At 67.5% G+C, this 18,265-nt stretch carries 18 protein-coding genes and 2 pseudogenes; 11 read left to right on the top strand and 9 right to left on the bottom strand.

The window, feature by feature from the left end; all coding sequences use genetic code 11:
* The first annotated feature begins 118 nt into the window (after positions 1–118).
* From ACLJQ7_RS07885 to ACLJQ7_RS07875, 3 genes are all read left to right on the top strand, one after another.
* Positions 119–394: a GlsB/YeaQ/YmgE family stress response membrane protein gene (locus ACLJQ7_RS07885; RefSeq protein ID WP_410647457.1), complete on the top strand. Its 276-nt coding sequence runs from the start codon at positions 119–121 to the stop codon at positions 392–394.
* Between the two features lie 71 nt (positions 395–465).
* Entirely contained in the window at positions 466–762 is a 297-nt protein-coding gene (locus ACLJQ7_RS07880; RefSeq protein WP_410647456.1) for a GlsB/YeaQ/YmgE family stress response membrane protein, read from the top strand.
* Positions 763–788: 26 nt separating this feature from the next.
* Complete coding sequence (locus ACLJQ7_RS07875; RefSeq protein WP_410647455.1) at positions 789–1,505, top strand: leucine-rich repeat domain-containing protein; 717 nt, start codon at positions 789–791, stop codon at positions 1,503–1,505.
* Positions 1,506–1,508: 3 nt separating this feature from the next.
* Here ACLJQ7_RS07875 and ACLJQ7_RS07870 read toward each other — a convergent pair whose 3' ends face one another.
* From ACLJQ7_RS07870 to ACLJQ7_RS07860, 3 genes are read right to left on the bottom strand one after another with little or no spacing between them, the layout of a single operon-like run.
* The gene (locus tag ACLJQ7_RS07870; RefSeq protein ID WP_410647454.1) at positions 1,509–3,338 is read right to left on the bottom strand and encodes a VanW family protein; all 1,830 of its coding nucleotides are present in this window, start codon (positions 3,336–3,338) and stop codon (positions 1,509–1,511) included.
* A 30-nt stretch (positions 3,339–3,368) separates the two neighbouring features.
* A complete protein-coding gene (locus ACLJQ7_RS07865; RefSeq protein WP_007032412.1) occupies positions 3,369–3,662 on the bottom strand; it encodes a GroES family chaperonin in 294 nt (97 codons plus the stop codon).
* Positions 3,663–3,702: 40 nt separating this feature from the next.
* Positions 3,703–5,538, bottom strand: coding sequence for an NHL domain-containing thioredoxin family protein (locus ACLJQ7_RS07860; RefSeq protein ID WP_410647453.1), 1,836 nt, complete (start codon positions 5,536–5,538; stop codon positions 3,703–3,705).
* A 152-nt stretch (positions 5,539–5,690) separates the two neighbouring features.
* Between ACLJQ7_RS07860 and ACLJQ7_RS07855 the strand changes: the two genes are divergently transcribed.
* Positions 5,691–6,260, top strand: coding sequence for a hypothetical protein (locus ACLJQ7_RS07855; protein WP_410647452.1), 570 nt, complete (start codon positions 5,691–5,693; stop codon positions 6,258–6,260).
* A gap of 19 nt (positions 6,261–6,279) precedes the next feature.
* On the opposite strand, the gene ACLJQ7_RS07850 is transcribed toward ACLJQ7_RS07855, so the two are convergent.
* Both ACLJQ7_RS07850 and ACLJQ7_RS07845 read right to left on the bottom strand, forming a co-directional pair.
* Positions 6,280–6,801, bottom strand: coding sequence for an SRPBCC family protein (locus ACLJQ7_RS07850; RefSeq protein WP_410647451.1), 522 nt, complete (start codon positions 6,799–6,801; stop codon positions 6,280–6,282).
* Positions 6,802–6,836: 35 nt separating this feature from the next.
* Positions 6,837–9,182: an oxidoreductase gene (locus ACLJQ7_RS07845; protein WP_410647450.1), complete on the bottom strand. Its 2,346-nt coding sequence runs from the start codon at positions 9,180–9,182 to the stop codon at positions 6,837–6,839.
* A gap of 525 nt (positions 9,183–9,707) precedes the next feature.
* Between ACLJQ7_RS07845 and ACLJQ7_RS07840 the strand changes: the two genes are divergently transcribed.
* The 4 genes from ACLJQ7_RS07840 to ACLJQ7_RS07825 are packed head-to-tail and all read left to right on the top strand — an operon-like array spanning position 9,708 to position 12,780.
* Positions 9,708–10,211 carry a hypothetical protein gene (locus ACLJQ7_RS07840; protein WP_410647449.1) on the top strand — a complete coding sequence of 168 codons (504 nt, stop codon included), beginning with the start codon at positions 9,708–9,710 and terminating at the stop codon, positions 10,209–10,211.
* A 15-nt stretch (positions 10,212–10,226) separates the two neighbouring features.
* Positions 10,227–10,829, top strand: a complete 603-nt coding sequence (locus ACLJQ7_RS07835; RefSeq protein ID WP_410647448.1) for a DUF3558 domain-containing protein — start codon at positions 10,227–10,229, stop codon at positions 10,827–10,829.
* Positions 10,826–12,034 carry a hypothetical protein gene (locus ACLJQ7_RS07830; protein WP_410647447.1) on the top strand — a complete coding sequence of 403 codons (1,209 nt, stop codon included), beginning with the start codon at positions 10,826–10,828 and terminating at the stop codon, positions 12,032–12,034. Before ACLJQ7_RS07835 ends, ACLJQ7_RS07830 begins: the two co-directional genes overlap by 4 nt.
* A 2-nt stretch (positions 12,035–12,036) precedes the next feature.
* Complete coding sequence (locus tag ACLJQ7_RS07825) at positions 12,037–12,780, top strand: ESX secretion-associated protein EspG (RefSeq protein WP_410647446.1); 744 nt, start codon at positions 12,037–12,039, stop codon at positions 12,778–12,780.
* Here the strand turns inward: ACLJQ7_RS07825 and ACLJQ7_RS07820 are convergent.
* From ACLJQ7_RS07820 to ACLJQ7_RS07805, 4 genes are all read right to left on the bottom strand, one after another.
* The gene (locus ACLJQ7_RS07820; protein ID WP_410647445.1) at positions 12,777–13,532 is read right to left on the bottom strand and encodes an amino acid ABC transporter ATP-binding protein; all 756 of its coding nucleotides are present in this window, start codon (positions 13,530–13,532) and stop codon (positions 12,777–12,779) included. The two genes, ACLJQ7_RS07825 and ACLJQ7_RS07820, sit on opposite strands and share 4 nt — an antisense overlap.
* Positions 13,529–14,332 carry an amino acid ABC transporter permease gene (locus ACLJQ7_RS07815; protein ID WP_410647444.1) on the bottom strand — a complete coding sequence of 268 codons (804 nt, stop codon included), beginning with the start codon at positions 14,330–14,332 and terminating at the stop codon, positions 13,529–13,531. The genes ACLJQ7_RS07820 and ACLJQ7_RS07815 overlap by 4 nt, the downstream gene beginning before the upstream one ends.
* A 71-nt stretch (positions 14,333–14,403) precedes the next feature.
* Positions 14,404–15,216 carry a basic amino acid ABC transporter substrate-binding protein gene (locus ACLJQ7_RS07810; RefSeq protein WP_410647443.1) on the bottom strand — a complete coding sequence of 271 codons (813 nt, stop codon included), beginning with the start codon at positions 15,214–15,216 and terminating at the stop codon, positions 14,404–14,406.
* Between the two features lie 217 nt (positions 15,217–15,433).
* Positions 15,434–15,721 (bottom strand): hypothetical protein, encoded by a 288-nt coding sequence (locus tag ACLJQ7_RS07805; RefSeq protein ID WP_410647442.1) that lies wholly within the window; start codon positions 15,719–15,721, stop codon positions 15,434–15,436.
* Between the two features lie 207 nt (positions 15,722–15,928).
* Here ACLJQ7_RS07805 and ACLJQ7_RS07800 point away from each other — a divergent pair.
* From ACLJQ7_RS07800 to ACLJQ7_RS07790, 3 genes and pseudogenes are all read left to right on the top strand, one after another.
* Positions 15,929–17,576, top strand: a pseudogene (locus tag ACLJQ7_RS07800) (circularly permuted type 2 ATP-grasp protein).
* 12 nt (positions 17,577–17,588) lie between these two features.
* Positions 17,589–18,014: pseudogene (locus ACLJQ7_RS07795) on the top strand (alpha-E domain-containing protein); the annotation flags it as partial.
* A gap of 58 nt (positions 18,015–18,072) precedes the next feature.
* The gene (locus tag ACLJQ7_RS07790; RefSeq protein ID WP_410647871.1) at positions 18,073–18,261 is read left to right on the top strand and encodes a hypothetical protein; all 189 of its coding nucleotides are present in this window, start codon (positions 18,073–18,075) and stop codon (positions 18,259–18,261) included.
* Positions 18,262–18,265: the final 4 nt, after the last annotated feature.

Genomic DNA, 18,265 nt, shown 5'->3' with positions numbered 1-18,265 from the left:
CGTGACGAAAGGCCCTCTCCCCCGGCGGAGAGGGCCTTTCTGGTTTCGAGGGGAGTGCCCGGGGGAATTTCCGTGCTGAGTCCGCCCATCGGCGGAGACCTCGGCAAAGGAGTCGTCAATGACAGTCACCGGCATCATCACGGCGATCGTGGTCGGTTTGATCCTCGGGGTGCTCGGCAGGTTCTTCGCCCCCGGCAAACAGTCCATCCCGATCTGGCTGACGATCGCGGTCGGTATCGTCGCCGCCTTCATCGGTACGTGGATCGCCCGTGGGCTCGGCTACGCGGACACCAAGGGCTTCGACTGGCTCGAACTCATCACCCAGATCGTGGTCGCGGCCGTCGGTGTCGCCCTGGCCGCGAACCTCTACGGACGTCGGGGTGTCACCCGGTAAGGGGTCTTGAGGCGCGATGAGCCCGAATCGGTGTCACCGTGGGCTCATCGATCTGCAGAAAAGGAGGAACCATGTTGGGTGGCCTTTGGGGCATCATCACCACGATCGTGGTCGGGCTGATCCTCGGCGTCATCGGCCGGATGCTGGCGTCCGGCGATCAGAAGATCCCGATGTGGCTGACGATTCTGGTCGGCATCATCGCCGCTTTCATCGGCAACTGGCTGGCCGGTGTCTTCGGTGTCCGTGACACCCCGGGCATCGATTGGATCCGGCACGCCTTCCAGGTCGGCGCGGCCGTCGTCGGCGTCATCGCCGCGGCCGCCATCTACGCGAAGGTCAAGGGCGGCGGACACCGCGCCGTGACCTGACCTGGGCTGGGCTACGGTCGGCCCCTGTGACCACTCGACTCGATTTCAGTGGCCAGGGGCTGACCTCCCTGTCCGGCACCTCCCTCCCGGCCTCGCTCGAGCACCTGGACCTGTACGACAACCGGCTGACGTCCGTTCCCGACGAGCTGTGGTCGCTGTCCGGGCTCCGCGTGCTGAATCTGGCCGCCAACCGGCTGACCACCGTCTCGCCGTCCATCGGCGCCCTGCGGAACCTGCACACCCTGGATCTGGGGCACAACGAGCTTCCGGCGCTGCCGGACGAACTCGGTGAACTCTCCGGGCTGACGGAGTACCTCTACGTGAGCGACAACCGGCTCACCGCGTTCCCCGTCGCGCTCTGTTCGCTCGGACGGCTGAAATACCTGGGCTGCACGGACAATCGCATCTCCACCCTTCCGGCGGACCTGTCCGGGCTGATCTCGTTACGCGAATTCCGCTTGTACGGCAACGGGTTGACCGAACTACCCGAGTCGATCGGCACGCTTTCCGCGCTACGTGAGCTGCATCTGCGGAAGAACCTGCTGACCTCCCTGCCGTCCGCCCTCGGCGACCTGAGCGAGCTGCGTCAGCTGGACCTGCGCGAGAACAAGCTCACCTCGCTACCGTCGTCCATCAGCCGGTTGTCCAAATTGGACAAACTGGATCTGCGCTGGAACAAGGAGTTGCGGGAGCCGTCGTGGCTCGCGGACTTCGAAGCGCGCGGCTGCATGGTGCTGCGGTGAGCCTCAAGCGCAGATGATCGCGGCGCGCGGCGAGTAGGTCGCGTTACGGGTCTCCCGGCGGACCTCCGTCCCGGTGACGACGTCGACGAGCACGCGGGTGTCCGAGGTGCCGAACCCGGCCGCTCCGGGGTCCGGCACGCAGCCGGGCCCCGACCCGATCTGCACCGGCTGGGGGAGGTAGGAATGCCTCTCCCCGCCGACGCTCTGCACCGAAAACCGTTTCGTGCCCCAGATCCGCACGGTCACCGAACCGTTGGCGGGGATCACCTGGATCGCGATCCCGGTCGGGGCGTCGTTGACGATCTGCAGCTCGACCGGCGAGCCGTCGTCGTTGATCGCCTTGACGTCACGTGCGACCGGATAGCGGTCGAGGTAATGGTCGTGTTCGAGATGGCCGCCGTCGGCGAGACCCGCCAGGTACGCGGCGTTGTAGAGCGTCGTCGCGAGCTGTGAGACGCCGCCGCCGACCACGACCGGTCCGGTGCCGTCTTCGTTCACCGGAGCGGGGACGTAGCCGGCGTCCGCAGTCCTCGCCCCGGACCGAACGCCGAGGCTGAACGTCTCGTTCGGCCTCACGATGGCGCCGGAAACCCTGTTCGCCAACGCCTGCACGTTCGTCATCGCCGGCCCGTTCAGACCCGACGTGGTGAATTCGCCGATGACCTCGTCGATACCGAGGACGTTCGCCGCGTCGGTGCTGACGGCCGGGCTGCTGGCGTCGTAGACCGCCTTCAGCTCCCGCTCCTCGCTCTTCGCGAGCACCGAGGTCAGCGACGAGAACGTGTGGTCCCAGTTGACCTTCCTCGCGTCCTTCGACGGCTGCACCGCCGGCCTCTCGCCGACGAAGACGATCTGCGCGTCCGCCCCGTCGGTCTCGGTCTCCTTGAGCTGAGGCTGCGCGGCGGCGCGCAGTTTGCCCTGGTCGATGCGGACTTCGAGATTGCCGTCGTCGCGCGCGGCGAACTGGAAGGACTCCGCGATCGTGTTCGGTTTCAGTGTCGCGTCCTTACCCTCGCCGCGGATGACGAGCGGCTTCGCGACCGCGGGGACAACGATCTTGACGAGCGCCGCGTGCACACCGGGCGAAGTCGCCTTCACGGGCGCGACGTTCACCTTCAGCTCGACACCTTCGTCGCTCAGCCAGCGGTCGGTGACCGCGGAGACCGCCTCCTTGAGGTCGGCGACCGCCTGCCCGTTCCGCGGCTCCACCGCGGCCGGGACGACGCCGCCGTCGGTGCCCGCGACGGGCTGGAACGTGATGTTCCCTTCGACCGGCGGGCGGTTCAGCTGCGCGGCGGCGAGATCCGAAACGGTCTTTTCGAGCTTCGGCGCGTCGGTCCAGGTGACGACGCCGACCTCGCGGCTGCTGAAGAACGACATCAGCCGCGTGTACGGGCTCAGCGGCTGATGACCGGCGCGCCCCAGCGTCTGCGGCCAGTCCAGGCCGAGACCCGACGACGTCGGGTACAGCACCGTCCGGACGTCGCCCGCCCGCACCCGCACCGGCTCGATCAGCCTGGGCTCCAGCTCACGGCGAAGCTTCGACTCGGCTTCCTTGTGCGTGAGGCCGCCGACGTCGATCCCCGCGACCGTGACCCCGCGCGGGACGTCCCCGGCGCTGACGATCAGATCGACCGCGTACGCCACCACGAAGAGGCCCATGAGCACCCCGGTGACCATGAGGCCCTTGCCGAGTCCCCGGCGGAGCTTCGACGCGGGCGTGGGTGGCGGATGCACCACCCTGTCGCCCTCGAAGAGCTCGTCCACCAGGCCCTGGTCGGAGTCCGGGAGGAGGTCGTCGGTGAACAGGTCGTCTCGGTCCTCGCGTGCCAACTCCCACCACCCCCTTACCGGACACCAGGGCTACAGGTACAACCCCGTGCCGTGTTCGGTCCGTTCCGTCGCCACGGCGTGGATGTCCCGTTCCCGCATCACCAGGTGCCCCTCGCCCTGGATCTCGACCTCGTGCTGGTCGTCCGGATTGAACAGCACACGATCACCGGTCTTGACGTTCCGCACACTGTTGCCCACGCCCAGTACATCACCCCACGCGAGGCGCCGCGCGACCTGCGCGGTGGCGGGGATGACGATGCCGCCGGAACTCCGGCGCTCTCCGTCCTCGGGGGACAGCTTCACGAGCACCCTGTCCTGCAGCATCTGAATCTCGAGTTTCGGCCGATCTGACACGAGTACGACTCTACTTACCCGGATCCCCGGCCATGACCAGGCTCAGCACGCTTTCTCCGCCCTTTTCGAACCGCACCGGCACGCCCCAGTCCTGGCGGGTGATGCGGCACGCGGGGTGTTCGCCTCCGTCATCGCAGCTGGCGGCCTGTGCGACGACCTGCAGGACCCCGCCGGTGACGCCCTCGGCGAAGCGAAGCTTGCGGAACAGGTCCGTGCCCACCCCGGCGCCGTCGACGAGCAGTTCCGGCGGCGACGCGCTGATCTCCAGCCGCGTCGACGGGCCGAACCGGTCGTCGAGCTTCTCCCCCGGCGGCGGGGTGAAGACGACGGAGAACTCCAGCTCGCCCGGCGCCAGCACGGTCGGCGGACGGCGGACCGCGTGCGCGTCCCCCGCCACCGTCCGCTCCCCGAGCGGCACCGGACCGATGCGGCTTCCCGCGGACTCGACGACCAGCAGTTCGCCGTCGTGCACCAGCAGGCCCGACGGCTCCGCGAGACCGGTCGCGAGCGTGGTCACCTGGCGGGTGAGCGGGTCGTAGCGGCGGATCGCGCCGTTGTAGGTGTCGGCGATCGCGATGGTGTCGCCGGGCAGCACGGCGAGGCCGAGAGGATGCTGCAGGAGCGCCTTGTCGGCGGGCCCGTCGACGTGCCCGAAGGAGAACAGGTCGACGCCGACCGCGGTGTACACGGTGAACGTCTCGCCCTCGGGCTGGATCCAGCGCAGCGCCGACGTCTCCGCGTCCGCGAGCCACAGCTTCCGCCCGTCGGGCGTGAGACCGGACGTCTGCGCGAAGAACGCTTCGTGGACGTCGCCGTCACGCAGACCTTCGACGGTCGTGCCGGCGAAGCGGCGGATGGTGCCCGAGACCGGCTCGAACACGCTCAGCGTGTGGTTGCCCGCCATGGCGACCACGACACCGCCCGCGGGCCCCCACCACGCGACGTCCCAGGGGCTGGTCAGGTCGATGTCGAGCGCCTTGCCGGTGTCGACGCCGTCGCGCCACTGACGGCCGGTGCCGCCGACCGTGGAGACCTCGCCGGTGATCAGGTCGATGCCGCGCAGCCGGTGACCGGCCGTGTCGGCGACGACGGCGTGGTAACCCGCGCGCTCGGCGACCTCGTACGGCAACAGGGTGATCCCGGACGGCTCGGTGAAACTCGCCAGGTCGAACGGCCCGTCCTGCGCGCCGCGCTCTCCGCTGCCGAAGCGCCGGATGATCGTCTCGCCGTCGGACGCGAACTCGACGATCGAGTGGTTGCCGGTGTCGGCGACCAGGATGCGGCCTTCGGCGGTGGTGACGGCCTTGCTCGGGAAGCGCAGCTCGGTGGGCTGTTCCTCGGCCGGGACGTACGGACTGCCGCCGCGGCGCAGCGTGCCCTTGGCCTCGTGGGTCGCGACGAGATCGGCGATCACCCGGCGCAACGCCTCGGCGTGGCCCTCGCCGGCGGCGACGTGGACGACGTACCCCTCGGGGTCGACGACGACCAGCGTCGGCCACGCCTTGACGGCGTACTGGGACCAGGTGGCCATCTTCGGGTCGTTGAGGACCGGGTGGTGGACCTCGTAGCGCCGCACGGCGGCCTCGATCGCGGCCGCCTCGCCCTCGTGCAGGAACTTGGGCGAATGCACGCCGATGGTCACCAGGACGTCGGCGAACTCGGCCTCCAGCGGGCGCAGCTCGTCCAGCACGTGCAGGCAGTTGACGCAGCCGCTGGTCCAGAAGTCCAGCAGGACGACGCGGCCGCGCAGCCCGGCGAGCGTGATCGCCTCGCCGCCGGTGTTGAGCCACCCGTCGCCGTCGAGCTCGGGCGCCCGGACGCGGGACTGCGGTCGTGGGGTAGTCACGACATGAGTGAACTACACGCGCGGCCGTGCTGTTCCGAGGTCCAGGCGTTGAGAGGGCGAGCTCACCCCGGGGGAGGAGCCCCATGTGGGTGATGAGGGAGTGGTGTTAAAAGAGAAGGCGCCTTCGCGTTGGGCGACTTAGGCTCGAACACATGTCCACTGTTGAGCACGCCTTCACCATCGAGGAGGCACACGACCTCCAGGCGAGCTTGGCCGAACCCGTGCGTCCCGGGTTGAGCGAGGCCGAGCTCGACGACGTCGAAGCCCGCTTCGGCTTCCGGTTCGCCGCCGACCACCGCACCTTCCTGTCCGCCGGGGTGCCGATCGGCGACCGCTGGCCGGACTGGCGCTGCGGCAACCCCGACCAGCTGCGAAAACGCCTGGACTGGCCGGTCGACGGGGTGCTTTACGACATCGAACACAACGGCTTCTGGCTGCCGGACTGGGGCATGCGACCGATCGACCTCGCCGACGCGCTTTCGCGGGCGCGCTCGCAGCTGGCGCTCGCCCCTCAGCTGGTGCCCGTCTGCGGGCACCGATACCTGCCGGGGATCGCCGGGAGCACGGGATATCCGGTGCTGTCGGTGTATCAGACCGACATCGTCTACTACGGCTACGACCTGCGGGGATACCTGCGGCACGACTTCTGCGGCCAGCCACTGGGCCCGCCGCCGCCCGGCGGGCCGCGTCCGGTCGAGTTCTGGTCGCGGTTCGTGGAGTGACCCAGCCCTCCCCGCGCGTTCAGTCCTCTGAATGCGGTAGTCGGGAGTGCGAACCGCCGCATTCAGAGGACTGAACGCGGGTTTCGGCGGCGGTCTTCAACCGGGCCAGCGTCGCGGCGATGTTCGCCCGGTTGGCGTCGTCCCGCTTCCAGACCCCGGTAAACAGCGACGTCGGCCCGCGTAGCCAGCCCGGGCGCCGGTCCCACGTGCTTTCGACGGCCACGCAGCCGTCATCCGTCGCCTCGATGTCGTACTGCCAGCGCGCGACGGGAAGACCGGCGAACGTGGTCACCTCGAACGCGAACCGCTTGCCCTCGTCGGCGTCGGTGATCGTCGAGAGGGTGCTCCAGCGACGGATCCCGCGGCGGTTGCGGCCGCGGAACTTCGCGCCGACGGCGGGCTCCTTCGCCGCACCGACCCATCGGTGCCCTTCGTACTCCTCGGCCATGTCCGCGAGGGCGCCCGGGTCGCTGACCAGGGCGTAGACCTTCTCGGGCGGGGCGGCGATCGCGATCTCGCCGGTGGCGCTGCGCTGCGTCATCACATACCTCCGTACTGAGGGTATGTGAAATACCCTCAGTTGTCGCGGCGGAGCATCCGGCTTATGCCCGCCGCGACCGTCGTCGCCAGCACCCAGCCCGATGCGGTGAACCCGGCCGCGACCCAGTTGTCCATGCCGTGCATGTACCAGCGCGACTTGTTGCCGAAGTCGACGATCGGGACCAGGAGGTCGATCGTGTACAGCACCGGATTCCACTGCAACCCGGTGTCGTCCTGGTTGACCAGGCACCGCGGCCCGCTCACCGTGAGCTTCGGATTCGTGATGCAGTCGTCGACGCCGAGCCCGAACCACAGGCTCCCCAGCACGAGCAGCGTCAGCAGCCAGCCCAGCGCGCGCACCGGCCGGAAGCCGTAGCCGACCATCGACCGCTGCAACCAGCTCCACACGTGCACACCGGGTCCGAAGAACTTGAAGCCCTTCGCGAGCGCCTCGTACCGGAACTGCTGTTTCTTCAGCAGCACCGTGGAGGCGTGCTCTTCATTACCGGACGCGCGCAGCGTCGCGGCCAGCTGGTCGTAGGGTCCAGGGCGGTAGCCGTCCATCGCCTTGCGCAACAACGCGATCCGATGGTCGATCGCCCGGTCGTCGTCGAGCGCGATGTCCTCTTGCAGTGCGTCGTAACGGAAGTCTTCCAGCTCGACCCGGCTCGCCGACGCCCAGAACGCCTCGTTGTCGCCCAGCGTCCCGCAATGCGCGCGCCGCAGCACGATCCGGCCGTCCGGCGGAGCGCCGGGCGTGAGCAGGAATTCGTCGGCGGAGACGTCACTGCCGTCGAGCGCGATCCCGTGCTGCGGCAGGGAACCCAGCCGCGCGCCGCGGAAGTCGACGCGCCGCGCGACCTGTGCGCCGTCGAGGTTGACCCCGCCCTGCGCGACGAACGGGCGTTCCTTGTTCTCGGTGAGGATCAGGTCCCGGCCGATCCGCGCGGTGCGGACATCCAGCGAGTAACTGGTGCGCGTGCGGGCGCCGGGCTCGGTCAGGCTCGTGCCGAAGAGATTCACGCTGCCGCCGATTTCGGCGCCCTGCAACCGCAACGTGCCTTGAACGGTCGCGTCGGTGAGCTGGAAATTGCCCGCGATCTTCGCGCGCCGCGCGGAAAAGACGTCGCGGCGCGGGTGGAGGAACATCGAGTTCCACGCCAGCACGTTGCCACCGACGGTGATGTCGGCCATGCGCAACTGCCCGGACGGCACCCGCAGGCTCGTCGCCTCCAGATCGCCGCCGATGGTGGTCCCGTCGAGATGGATCGCGCGGTCGTAGTAGGGAATGGTCTGCCCGCGGACGACCTGGACCTCGGCGCCGGCGAGCCGCAGCGAACCGCCGATCCGGGCGTTGACCATCCGCAGCGTCCCGGTCGCCTGCATCCCGTCACTCAGCTCGAGGTTTCCTTTGACCGTCGAGCGATCCGCGACCAGCGCCGGCCGCGGATCGATGTACGGATCGTTCGACTTCCACGCGTCGACGACGATCGGCCCGGACTGGTTCACCGAAAGCCTTGCCTCGCGCAAAATGATGTCACTGTCCACAGTGGCGCTCGGCAGGAACATGATCCCACTGGCGGAGAAGCGTTTCCGCTGCGAGGCGGGCCCGTAGTTGTCCACCTCGCACAACAGGCTGCCGCCGATGTGGATCCCGTTTCCATTGAGCGCGAAGCCGTCCCGGTTGTTCAGCGTCGCGCCGGAGAAGTTGACGTTACCGCCGGCGCGCATGCCCGGGATACGGACTTCCCCGTTGGCCACCAACCGATACGCCAGCAACGCGCCGACGATGTTGACCCGGTCGGCCTGGATCGCCTTGCCGCGCGGATGCGTGATCACCGTACGGGTCAGCACGACGGAGCCCTCGATGACCGCGTCGGTGAGGTTGACCGCCGCGTTCGGCATCCCGCGCTCGCGATCGTCGCCGCGCTGGACCGTGGTCTCCTCGATCTCGTGCTCGGCGTCGACGTGGACGACACTGCGGATGAGGCGGACGTCGTTGCGGGTGCGGAGGTTGCGCGCCTTGAGCCCGGGCAGCCAGCATTTGCGGAACACGAGCCCGAGCAGATGCGCCTCGCGGACGTCCGGCGGATGCTCGAACCGGCACCGCTCGAACCGGAACAGATACTTGATGTCGGCCGCGCGCAGATCCAGCGTCCCGGTGATGTACGCGTCCTCGACCTGCACGATCGGCGCGTTGGTCGCCTGGCGACGCCAGCGGAGCAACCCCGTCGAGCCCGGCTTCATCAGCTCGGACGCCGGAACCTCGTACCGCTTGTCGGGGTTCGGATCGAACGGGTCCAGCGGCGGCAGCGAAGTATCACCGTTCTGGTCACCTTCCCCCGGATCGCGCGGCCCGTTGTTGCGCCGAAAACCCGGCATCGTCTCGCTTCCCTCCCCCGTCGTTCCCGGCCACCAGCGAAGCCGATCACACCCGGGATTCGCAAGTGGCCCAGGACAGCAGACCGGAAACTGCCACGGAGGTACGACGGCAGAACGGCCGCCCCGGGTTCCGGACCAGGCCGTTCGGGTTTGCGTCGGCGGCCTTGGCCGGGTTTGCCGTCGATGTCCTGTTTCACAGCTACGGTCACTCACCGGAGTCAACGGTGGCTACGGTAGGTCTCGCCCCTTGACCGTGTGGCAATCCGCCGACGAACGGCAACGCGGAACTCACGTGATCCGCTGGGCACATGCGGCATGGCGACCTCGGCGATCAAGCACCTCAAGCGTTCCTGATCAGGCAAAACCGCTGTTCAGGACAAAGCACGCCAACCATCCCACCTTTTGACGGTGATCTCCTCGAAGTGGCTGATCAATGGTTTACCTGCTGCTATCGTCACCGGTTGGAGTCAGTAGGGAACTACGGGTAGGTCGCGCCCTATCTCGGCCCGTGCGGGGAGGCACGACATGACAGGACCGGGACGCGGCCCTCAAGGGGTCTACGACCAGCTCAACGGGCCGGGGCCGCAGGCGCCACCGCCGAACTCGGGGTTGATCCAGGGCGCCGCCGCAGCGCCACCTTCACCGCCCCCGCCAAATTACGGCGAGCTGGGCAGCGGCCAGGCGAAGGCCGACTTCGCGGCCGCTTCAGCGAACGGTGGCTGGGAGTTCGACCCCGCTGCCATGGACGCCGTGATCAAGTCGCTCCAGGACTGCATCGAACGTGACTTCAGCCGCGCACGTGCCGAAGCCAGCAACCTCACTGGCATCGATGCCATGGGCGCCGAGGTCGCGAGTGACGGCTACGTCGCCAAGGCCAACGAGTCAGGCGCGGTCTACCAGTCCTTTCTCAACGGAGCAGCCGCCTACGCACAGGCGTACATGCAAACCCTGATAGACATCAGGACGGCCTATCAGAACCAAGACCAGGCCGCACTCGACGCGATCCGCTCCATCGGAAAGGCTCTCTGAATGCGCTCCCGGTCCATGGCCGTCCTTGCCGCCGCTGTTTCCGCCACCGCCGTGATCGCCGGGTGCAGCGGCGAGAATCCCGGCAAGCCGACCGCCGAACCGAGCACATCGTCCGCTGCGGAGTCCGGCCTTCCCCGGGCAGGTGCACCCAAGGTGGCGACCCCGTTGAAGACGACCGCTTTCGAAACGAACGCGTGTGGCGCGGCAAGCCAGTCGGAGATCAACAGCACTGGCGTCACTCTGAAGACAGCCGAACCGCAGGACATCGCGGGCGGCAAGGGCTGCCTGTGGATCCTCGCGAACACCTCTGGCACAGTGACCGGAAATCTCAATGTCAGCCAGCCGGACGGTCTCAGTCACCTGTATGCGCTCAAAGCGCAGGGAAGTGGTGTCTCGACGTTTCAGCCGGTGGCCGACGTCGGAGGCCACCCGGCGGTCATCTACGCCAACGGCGGGGAGGGCCCCGGGGTCTGCAACCTGGCGATCGGGGTTCGTGACGACATGATGTATGTCCTGACCACGCAACTCTTCAGCGGCAGCCCCAAGTACAACGATGCCTGCGGTCTCCTCACGAAGATCGGCGGGTTCGCCGTTCAGCATCTCAAGGCGGCCCAATGACCTACAGCGGCTGGGAGATCTTCGAGAAACTCAACGCCAATCCCAACACCACGAAGCGGCTCGACGCGGCGCAAGTGGCGTCCCACAAGCTGTTGGTGATCCACGAAGACATCAGCAAGGCCATGGGCGACAGCCAGACCGCGCTCAGTTCCTTCTGGAAGGGCAAAGCGGCCGACAGCGGCGTAGCCGGACTCGCCCCGCTCATCGCGACCTCCAAGATCGCGGGTGAGAACATGGACCGCTCCCGCCAGTCGATGTTCGACCAGAACGCCTCTTTCCATTACACCCGCGGTAATGTCCGGCCGGTCGAGAAGGAGCGCGCGGGGGACAGCGGGCCTGAGGACGTCTTGTCCATCGGCGCGAGTGACGACGAGATCGCGGCGGCGAAGTTCGACGCGGACACCAAGCACAACGTCGAGATCTACGAGCCGTATTACCAGAGCACTCAGCCGCGGCAGCAGTCGCTCGCGCCGGCCTATCCGGCCGCGCACGATCCGAATGTCTCGTCGGGGCCGATCACGCCGGATCCGGTCGATCCCGGTCAGACCAAGGTCAGCGGGTTCACCGGCGGGCATTCGGGTGGCGAAACGGGCCGGGTCGGCGGGCCCGGTGGGTACACCGGCGGGCCGAGTTCGTACAGCGCGCCTCCGGGCGCCGAGGGGTATCAGGCGCCACGGCCGCCGCAGGTTCCGCAGCCGCCGAGGATGCCGCAGGTTCCGCAGCCGATTCGACGGCCGAACGAGGGGACCGATCTGTCCAGCTCGGACCACCGGGTCCAGGGGCGTCCAGGCAACTTCCCGCCGCCCAACTTCGGGCCGGGTGCGCCCGGCGGAGGTGGACCTGGTGGCGGCAGCGGTTTCGGCCCGGGAACGGGCGGGTTCGGCGGCGGTTTCGGGCCCGGCGGAGGGTTCGGGCCGGGTGGATCGACCGGCGGGCCGGGGAGCATGGGGCCGGGTCGCGGCGTCGGCGCCGCCATGCCCGGTGAAGGTGCGATGCGTGGTGCACCGGCGGGAGGCCCCGCGGCGGCGGGGCGCCCCGGCGCGCCCGGCATGGGTGGCGGCGGGATGGGCCCCGGTGCCGGCAAGGGCAAGGGCGGCGAGGACGAAGAGCACCAGCGCAAGATCACGCTGCAGGAAGAGGACGGCGACTCGCTCTTCGGCGGTTACGACGGGGACAAGCCGGTTCCGCCGGTGATCGGCGCGTAATCGTGCTGCGGAAACCCGTCGAGCTGACGCTCCAGACCTACGAAACCCTGCTGGACCACCACAATCTGGGCGACATCCACCCGACGCTCGTCCGTGGCGCGCAGTGGTACCTGCCCGAGGAACGCCGCGAGCTCGCGGCCACCGCACAGTCCGAATTGGACGGACAAGGCCTGCTCACCCGTGGCCGGATCGACGACGAGTTCCTCGACACGCTGAGGTTTCTGCAGCGGCCCGCGGTCGAGTACTACTCGTGGGTGAAGTCCGAGGGGCGTGAGCGGACCGTTCGCGCCGCGGGAAGTGGCCGGGAAGCGGTCACGGTGGTCTTGGTCGACAAGGTCGTCTACCTGACGCCGACGCGGCCGGACACCTTGGCGCAGGATTTCACCGGCCTGCTTCCCGAGGCGCCCGCCGCGCGCACACCGTCCTTGAACTGCTCGGAAGACGATCTGCAGGTCCTGATGAAGGGCGAAATGCTGACCGGCAGCGGCCCCAGCATCCGTGACGCCAAGAAGATCCTCCAGTGGATCCGGTCGCCGCACACCTTCTTCGGCAGGCTTTACGTCGCCATCCGTGACGGCGGCGGCAACCGCAAACGCGTCGAGAGACCACCGGGCTGGATGGACACCGATCAGGGCCGAGTCGTGTTCGGCCCGGACGCCAAGGGCTGGGTGAGCCTCATGGGCGCCGGACCGCACGAAATCGTCGGGAAGGTCGTTCAGCTGGAGTCGCAGCTCAGGGGACGTTAGCCCTGGTGGTTCGGGTTCAGGACCCGTGAGAGGAACGTCTTCGTGCGTTCCTCCTGCGGGTCCCCGATCACCTGGTCCGGCGCGCCCTGCTCGACGACGACGCCGCCGTCCATGAACAGCACGGTGTCGGCCACTTCGCGGGCGAACTGCATCTCGTGCGTGACGACGAGCATCGTCATGCCCTCCTGCGCGAGCTGCCGCATGACCGCGAGGACGTCACCGACCAGTTCGGGGTCCAGTGCCGAGGTCGGTTCGTCGAACAGCATGACGTCGGGGTTCATCGACAGTGCCCTGGCGATCGCGACGCGCTGCTGCTGCCCGCCGGAAAGCTGCGTCGGCAGCGAAGACTCCTTCTCCGCCAGCCCGACCTTCGCGAGGTTTTCCCGCGCGATGCGCTCCGCCTCTTCCTTGCCGCGCTTCAGGACCTTGCGCTGCGCGACGGTGAGGTTCTCGAGCACGCTCAGGTGCGAGAAGAGGTTGAACGACTGGAAGACCATGCCGATCTTCGTGCGGGCGGCGTCGATGTCGACGTCCGGGTCGGTGATCTCGCTGCCGTTGACGACGATCTTGCCCTGCTGCGGTTCCTCGAGGAGGTTGACGCAGCGCAACAGCGTCGACTTGCCCGAACCCGACGGGCCGATGATGCAGACGACCTGTCCCCGGTCGACGTGCAGATCGATGCCCTTGAGCACCTCGAGGTCGCCGAAAGCCTTGTGCAGTCCCGAAACCTCGACGATCGTCTGGGTGCTCATACCGTTCCTCCGCCGGGCACTCCGGCCCCGTATTTCTTTTCGAGCCGCTGCTGCAGGATCGACAGCGGAATCGTGATGACGAGATAACACAGACCGGCGACCACGACCGGCGTCAGTCCCCTGGCTTCGATCAGCGCCTGACGGCTGAACTGCGCCAGTTCCTGTTGCAACGGCGTGGTGCCGAGGAGGAAGGCCAGCGAAGAGTCCTTCGTCAGCATGATCAGCTCGTTGGCCAGCGGCGGCAGGATGATCCGGAACGCCTGCGGGATCACGACGGTGATCATCGTGCGGGCGGGCGACATGCCGAGCGAACGCGCCGCTTCGACCTGTCCGCGCGGCACCGCCTGGATACCGGCGCGGATGGTCTCGGCCATGTAGGCCGAGGACACGATGCCCAGCGCCAGCATGATCGCGATGTTGCGCGGCAGGTTCGCGTTGAAGGCCGTCGGCACACCGATGCCGACGGCGATGAAGATCAGCAGCGCGGGCAGACCGCGGAAGAACTCGATGTACCCGCGCGCCACCCAGCGGTACGGGGCGACCGAGGAAAGTCTCATCAGGGCGAGCAGGAGGCCCAACCCGAGACCGAGCGCGAAACCCAGCGCGGTGAAGACGATGGTGTTCTTCAGCGCGACGGTGATGACGGCCGGGAACTGGTCGGCGGCGACCTCGAGATCGAAGAACGCCTTGCCGATCCTGCCCCAGTCCGCGAGCAGAGCGAGCACGATGACGATCACCAGCAGCAGGACGTACTGCCCGGTCCGGAACGCCGAACGTCGCTGGCGGCGGCTCAAAGCCATTTTTCTCCTCAAACAAGTGGCGACAAGCCTGTGGCCGGTGCGCTGGGCACCGGCCACGAGGCGGCTTCAAACTAGTTCGACGCCGAACCAGGCTGCCAGGTCGGCGCCTTGCCGAACCACTTCTGGTAGATCTGCGTGTACGAGCCGTCCGCCGCGGACGCCTTGAGCACCTCGTTGATCTGGCCGAGCAGGGCGGTGTTGCCCTTCTTCACACCGATGCCGTAGAACTCGTTCGTCTTGAACTCGGTGACGACCGTGGTGTCCGGGTTCGTCTTCGCGAAGTCGTAGAGGACGCCGTTGTCGTTGACGCCCGCGTCGATCGTGCCGTTCTTGACGGCCTGCTCCAGCAGCGCGAGGTCGTCGAAGGTGACGATCTCGGCGCCCTTGGCCTCTTTCTCCGCGTACTTGGCGCCGGTGGTGGCCGACTGGACGCCGATCTTCTTGCCCGCGACGTTCGACAGGTCCTTGATCGGCGAACCGGTCTTGACCAGCAGCGCCTGGGTCGCCTCGAAGTACGGGTCGGAGAAGTCGAACTTCTGCTTGCGCTCGTCGGTGATCGTCATACCCGCGGCGGCGAGGTCGCACTGCCCGCTGTTCATCGATTCGCCGGATTCGATGTTCTCGAAGGCGATGTCCACGATGCTCTGCTCGACACCCAGTTTCTTGCCGACCAGGTCGACCAGGTCGACGTCGAAGCCGACGATCTTGTCGCCCTGCTTGACCTGGAACGGCTGGTAGGGCAGGTGCGTGCAGGTGGTGACCTTGCCGGACGCGACGAGCTGGACGCCGCCGGCCGCGGTTCCGCCTTCCTCGCCGCACGCGGACAGCGCACCCGCGGTCAGGGCGAGCGCCGGGATCAGGGCGAGCGCTTTGAATCGAGCCACGTCGTCACTCCTCGTAGTTCCCATGTGTCGAGAGCACGCATATTGCCACTCATCCGGCGGCAATCACAGCACTGCGACGTTACAGCGCGGTTTCCACCGAAGATCATCTCGACGAGGCGATGGAGCCGACCTCGGTCCCGGCAGGTCCCGACAGGGGTTCGACCGGCCCAGCACGTGAAACACGGTGGGGCGCCGAAGCGCCCCACCGCCGCATTGATTACTTGTTCCAATAATCGAACACGTAGCCGTTGTAGCAGATACCCGCACAACTGGGGTCAACAGGAAAGTACCGGAGCGGTCCGACGTTGTAGTATCGGGCGAATTCGCTCCGCTCCCGGACACAGCTGTTGTAGTTATGGCCGCACCAACGGCTCTTGACATCCGTTACGCCGACACCGGCCGACGGCGCCGCGACACCGTCCTGAGCAGCCATTGCGACACCCGGAACAGCCAACGCCGCCACTGCGGCACCGGCCACGATGAACGTCTTCACAAGATTCTTCACAATTCCCCTTGAAAATCGCATGTAAATTCAGAGTCTGCTTATCCAGCAGATAACGCGCGAATTATCACATGGCGAAACGCCAAACAGAATCCAACCTTCCCCAGTCAGGTTTGAATACGCCTGGGGAGGCTAGCATCAGGTTAAGCAGTCCAACAAGCCAACCCCGGTACCTCGCGCCGGACGGGGTCCATGGGTCACGATGACCCCATGAAAAACAACCCGGCGCCGCGGCTCCCACCTGCGGGTCGCCGCCCGCGGACGACGACGTCGGCACGACGCGCGGCGAAACCCGGGCGCAGTTCGACGGCTACCTGTCGCCGTCCCGGCCGCACGCGGGTGCGTACGACGAGATGTTCACCGCCGACGGCACGGTCCGCCGGCCATACCGGGCGCTGTACGAATCGATCTCCGCGCTGACGTCGGCCGACCTCTCGTCCCGGTCGGCGGCGCTCGACCGGGCCATGGTGGATCAGGGCATCACGTTCTCGCTCTCCGGCCAGGAGCGCCCGTTCCCGCTCGACCTGGTGCCGCGCGTGATCACTTCGGCCGAATGGCGCGAACTCGAACGTGTTGTGGCGCAACGGGTTTGTGCGCTCGAAGCCTTCCTCGCCGATGTGTACGGCGATCGGCAGATCCTGCGCGATGGCGTTCTCCCGCGACGGCTGATCACCTCGTGTGAGCATTTTCAGCGCGAGGCGTTCGGGATCAACCCGCCCAACGGCGTCCGCATCCACGTGTCCGGTGTGGACCTGGTCCGGGACGAGGAGGGCAACTTCCGGGTGCTGGAGGACAATCTCCGCAACCCCTCAGGTGTTTCGTACGTGATGGAGAACCGCCGCACGATGGCGCGCGTGTTCCCGGACCTGTTCGCCCAGCACCGGGTTCGTCCGGTCGGGGATTACGCCTCGCATCTGCTGCGCGCGCTGCGAGCGGCGGCCGCGAACGTCGCCGACCCGATGGTCGTCGTGCTCACGCCCGGCGTGCACAACTCCGCGTACTTCGAGCATTCGCTGCTGGCCCGGCTGATGGGTGTCGAACTGGTCGAAGGCCGCGACATGTTCTGCCGTGACAACGTCGTCTACCTGCGCACCACCGAGGGCGAGCAGCAGGTCGACGTCATCTACCGGCGGATCGACGACGAGTTCCTCGATCCGGTGCACTACCGGCCGGATTCCGTGCTCGGCGTGGCCGGGATCCTGAACGCGGCGCGCGCGGGCAACGTGGTGGTCGCGAACGCGGTCGGCAACGGTGTCGGCGACGACAAGCTCGTCAACACCTACGTGCCCGAGATGGTGAAGTACTACCTCAACGAGAAGCCGCTGCTGCCCAACGTCGACACCTTCCGATGCTGGCTGCCGGACGAGTTCGACCAGGTCATGCAGCATATGGACGAGCTGGTGATCAAACCGGTCGAAGGTTCGGGCGGCTACGGCATCGTGTTCGGCCCGGACGCGACGCAGGCCGAGCTGAGCGCGCTCAAACGCAAGGTCCGGGCGAACAAACGCGGCTGGATCGCGCAGCCGGTGGTCCAGCTGTCCACCGTTCCGTCCAAAGTGGACGAATGGCTGGCACCGCGGCACGTCGACCTCCGCCCGTTCGCGGTCAACGACGGCAAGGAGATCTTCGTCCTGCCGGGCGGACTGACCAGGGTCGCGCTCCCGTAGGGCAGCCTGGTGGTCAACTCGTCGCAGGGCGGCGGCTCCAAGGACACCTGGGTTCTGGCGCCGCGATCTTCGACGGCGGAGCGGGAACTGGAACGGCCCGCGCTCGGCGAACTGTCCCAAATGGACGGTCTGATCGCCGAGCAGGGCCCGAACTGACCACCACCCAGCAACAGCAGCAGCAACAGGCCTAAAGGGAGGTTGACGTGCTAGCCCGTAACGCGGAATCGCTGTACTGGATCGGCCGCTACGTCGAACGCGCCGACGACACCTCCCGGATCCTCAACGTCTCCGTGCACCAGCTGCTCGAAGACGCGAGCGTCGACCCGGACCACGCGAGCCGCCAGCTGCTCGCCGTCCTCGGCATCTCGCCGGAGGGCATGGACTCGCTCGACGTGTGGAAACTGACCGAGCTGGTCGCCTACGCCAAGGACAATCCCGCGTCGATCGTCGGTTCGATCAACTCCGCCCGCGAGAACACCCGCGGCGCCCGCGAGGTCGTTTCGACCGAGCTGTGGGAATGCCTGAACGCGACCTGGAACGCGGTGCCGGACAGGCAGCGGTACGCGCGCCGCGCCGGTCCGCACGCCTTCCTGTCCTTTGTGGAGGAACGGGCGGCGATGTTCGCCGGGCGGTTACTACCAGCAGATCAGCTGGGAGAACATCGGCAAGTACACCGCCGACGTGATCATGTACGACAACCGCGGCGGTTCGCTCTCGCTCGGCCCGGACGGGCTCGGCGGCGTGCCGACCTGGGCTCAGCTGCCCGCGGTGAAGGCCGGGAAGCTGATCCCGTGGAACAACGAGACGCCGTTCTCGTATCAGCGTTTCACGCCGCAGCTGACGGAACTCGCCGCGGCGCTGAACAAGTTCGCCTAGGAGC

The organism is Amycolatopsis sp. cmx-4-54, assembly GCF_046548895.1.
In the GTDB taxonomy this organism is placed as follows: Bacteria; Actinomycetota; Actinomycetes; order Mycobacteriales; family Pseudonocardiaceae; genus Amycolatopsis.
The sequence above is the reverse complement of the archived record's forward strand: the minus strand, read 5'-3'. Positions and strand labels throughout refer to the sequence as shown.

Bases quoted from the DNA above. Each gene is read 5' to 3' on its own strand.
- ACLJQ7_RS07835 (WP_410647448.1), top strand. From the start codon at position 10,227: ATGGCCGTCCTTGCCGCCGCTGTTTCCGCCACCGCCGTGATCGCCGGG.
- ACLJQ7_RS07850 (WP_410647451.1), bottom strand. From the start codon at position 6,801: ATGACGCAGCGCAGCGCCACCGGCGAGATCGCGATCGCCGCCCCGCCC.
- ACLJQ7_RS07840 (WP_410647449.1), top strand. From the start codon at position 9,708: ATGACAGGACCGGGACGCGGCCCTCAAGGGGTCTACGACCAGCTCAAC.
- ACLJQ7_RS07830 (WP_410647447.1), top strand. From the start codon at position 10,826: ATGACCTACAGCGGCTGGGAGATCTTCGAGAAACTCAACGCCAATCCC.
- ACLJQ7_RS07865 (WP_007032412.1), bottom strand. From the start codon at position 3,662: ATGCTGCAGGACAGGGTGCTCGTGAAGCTGTCCCCCGAGGACGGAGAG.
- ACLJQ7_RS07880 (WP_410647456.1), top strand. From the start codon at position 466: ATGTTGGGTGGCCTTTGGGGCATCATCACCACGATCGTGGTCGGGCTG.
- ACLJQ7_RS07845 (WP_410647450.1), bottom strand. From the start codon at position 9,182: ATGCCGGGTTTTCGGCGCAACAACGGGCCGCGCGATCCGGGGGAAGGT.
- ACLJQ7_RS07815 (WP_410647444.1), bottom strand. From the start codon at position 14,332: ATGGCTTTGAGCCGCCGCCAGCGACGTTCGGCGTTCCGGACCGGGCAG.
- ACLJQ7_RS07820 (WP_410647445.1), bottom strand. From the start codon at position 13,532: ATGAGCACCCAGACGATCGTCGAGGTTTCGGGACTGCACAAGGCTTTC.
- ACLJQ7_RS07885 (WP_410647457.1), top strand. From the start codon at position 119: ATGACAGTCACCGGCATCATCACGGCGATCGTGGTCGGTTTGATCCTC.
- ACLJQ7_RS07790 (WP_410647871.1), top strand. From the start codon at position 18,073: ATGTACGACAACCGCGGCGGTTCGCTCTCGCTCGGCCCGGACGGGCTC.
- ACLJQ7_RS07855 (WP_410647452.1), top strand. From the start codon at position 5,691: ATGTCCACTGTTGAGCACGCCTTCACCATCGAGGAGGCACACGACCTC.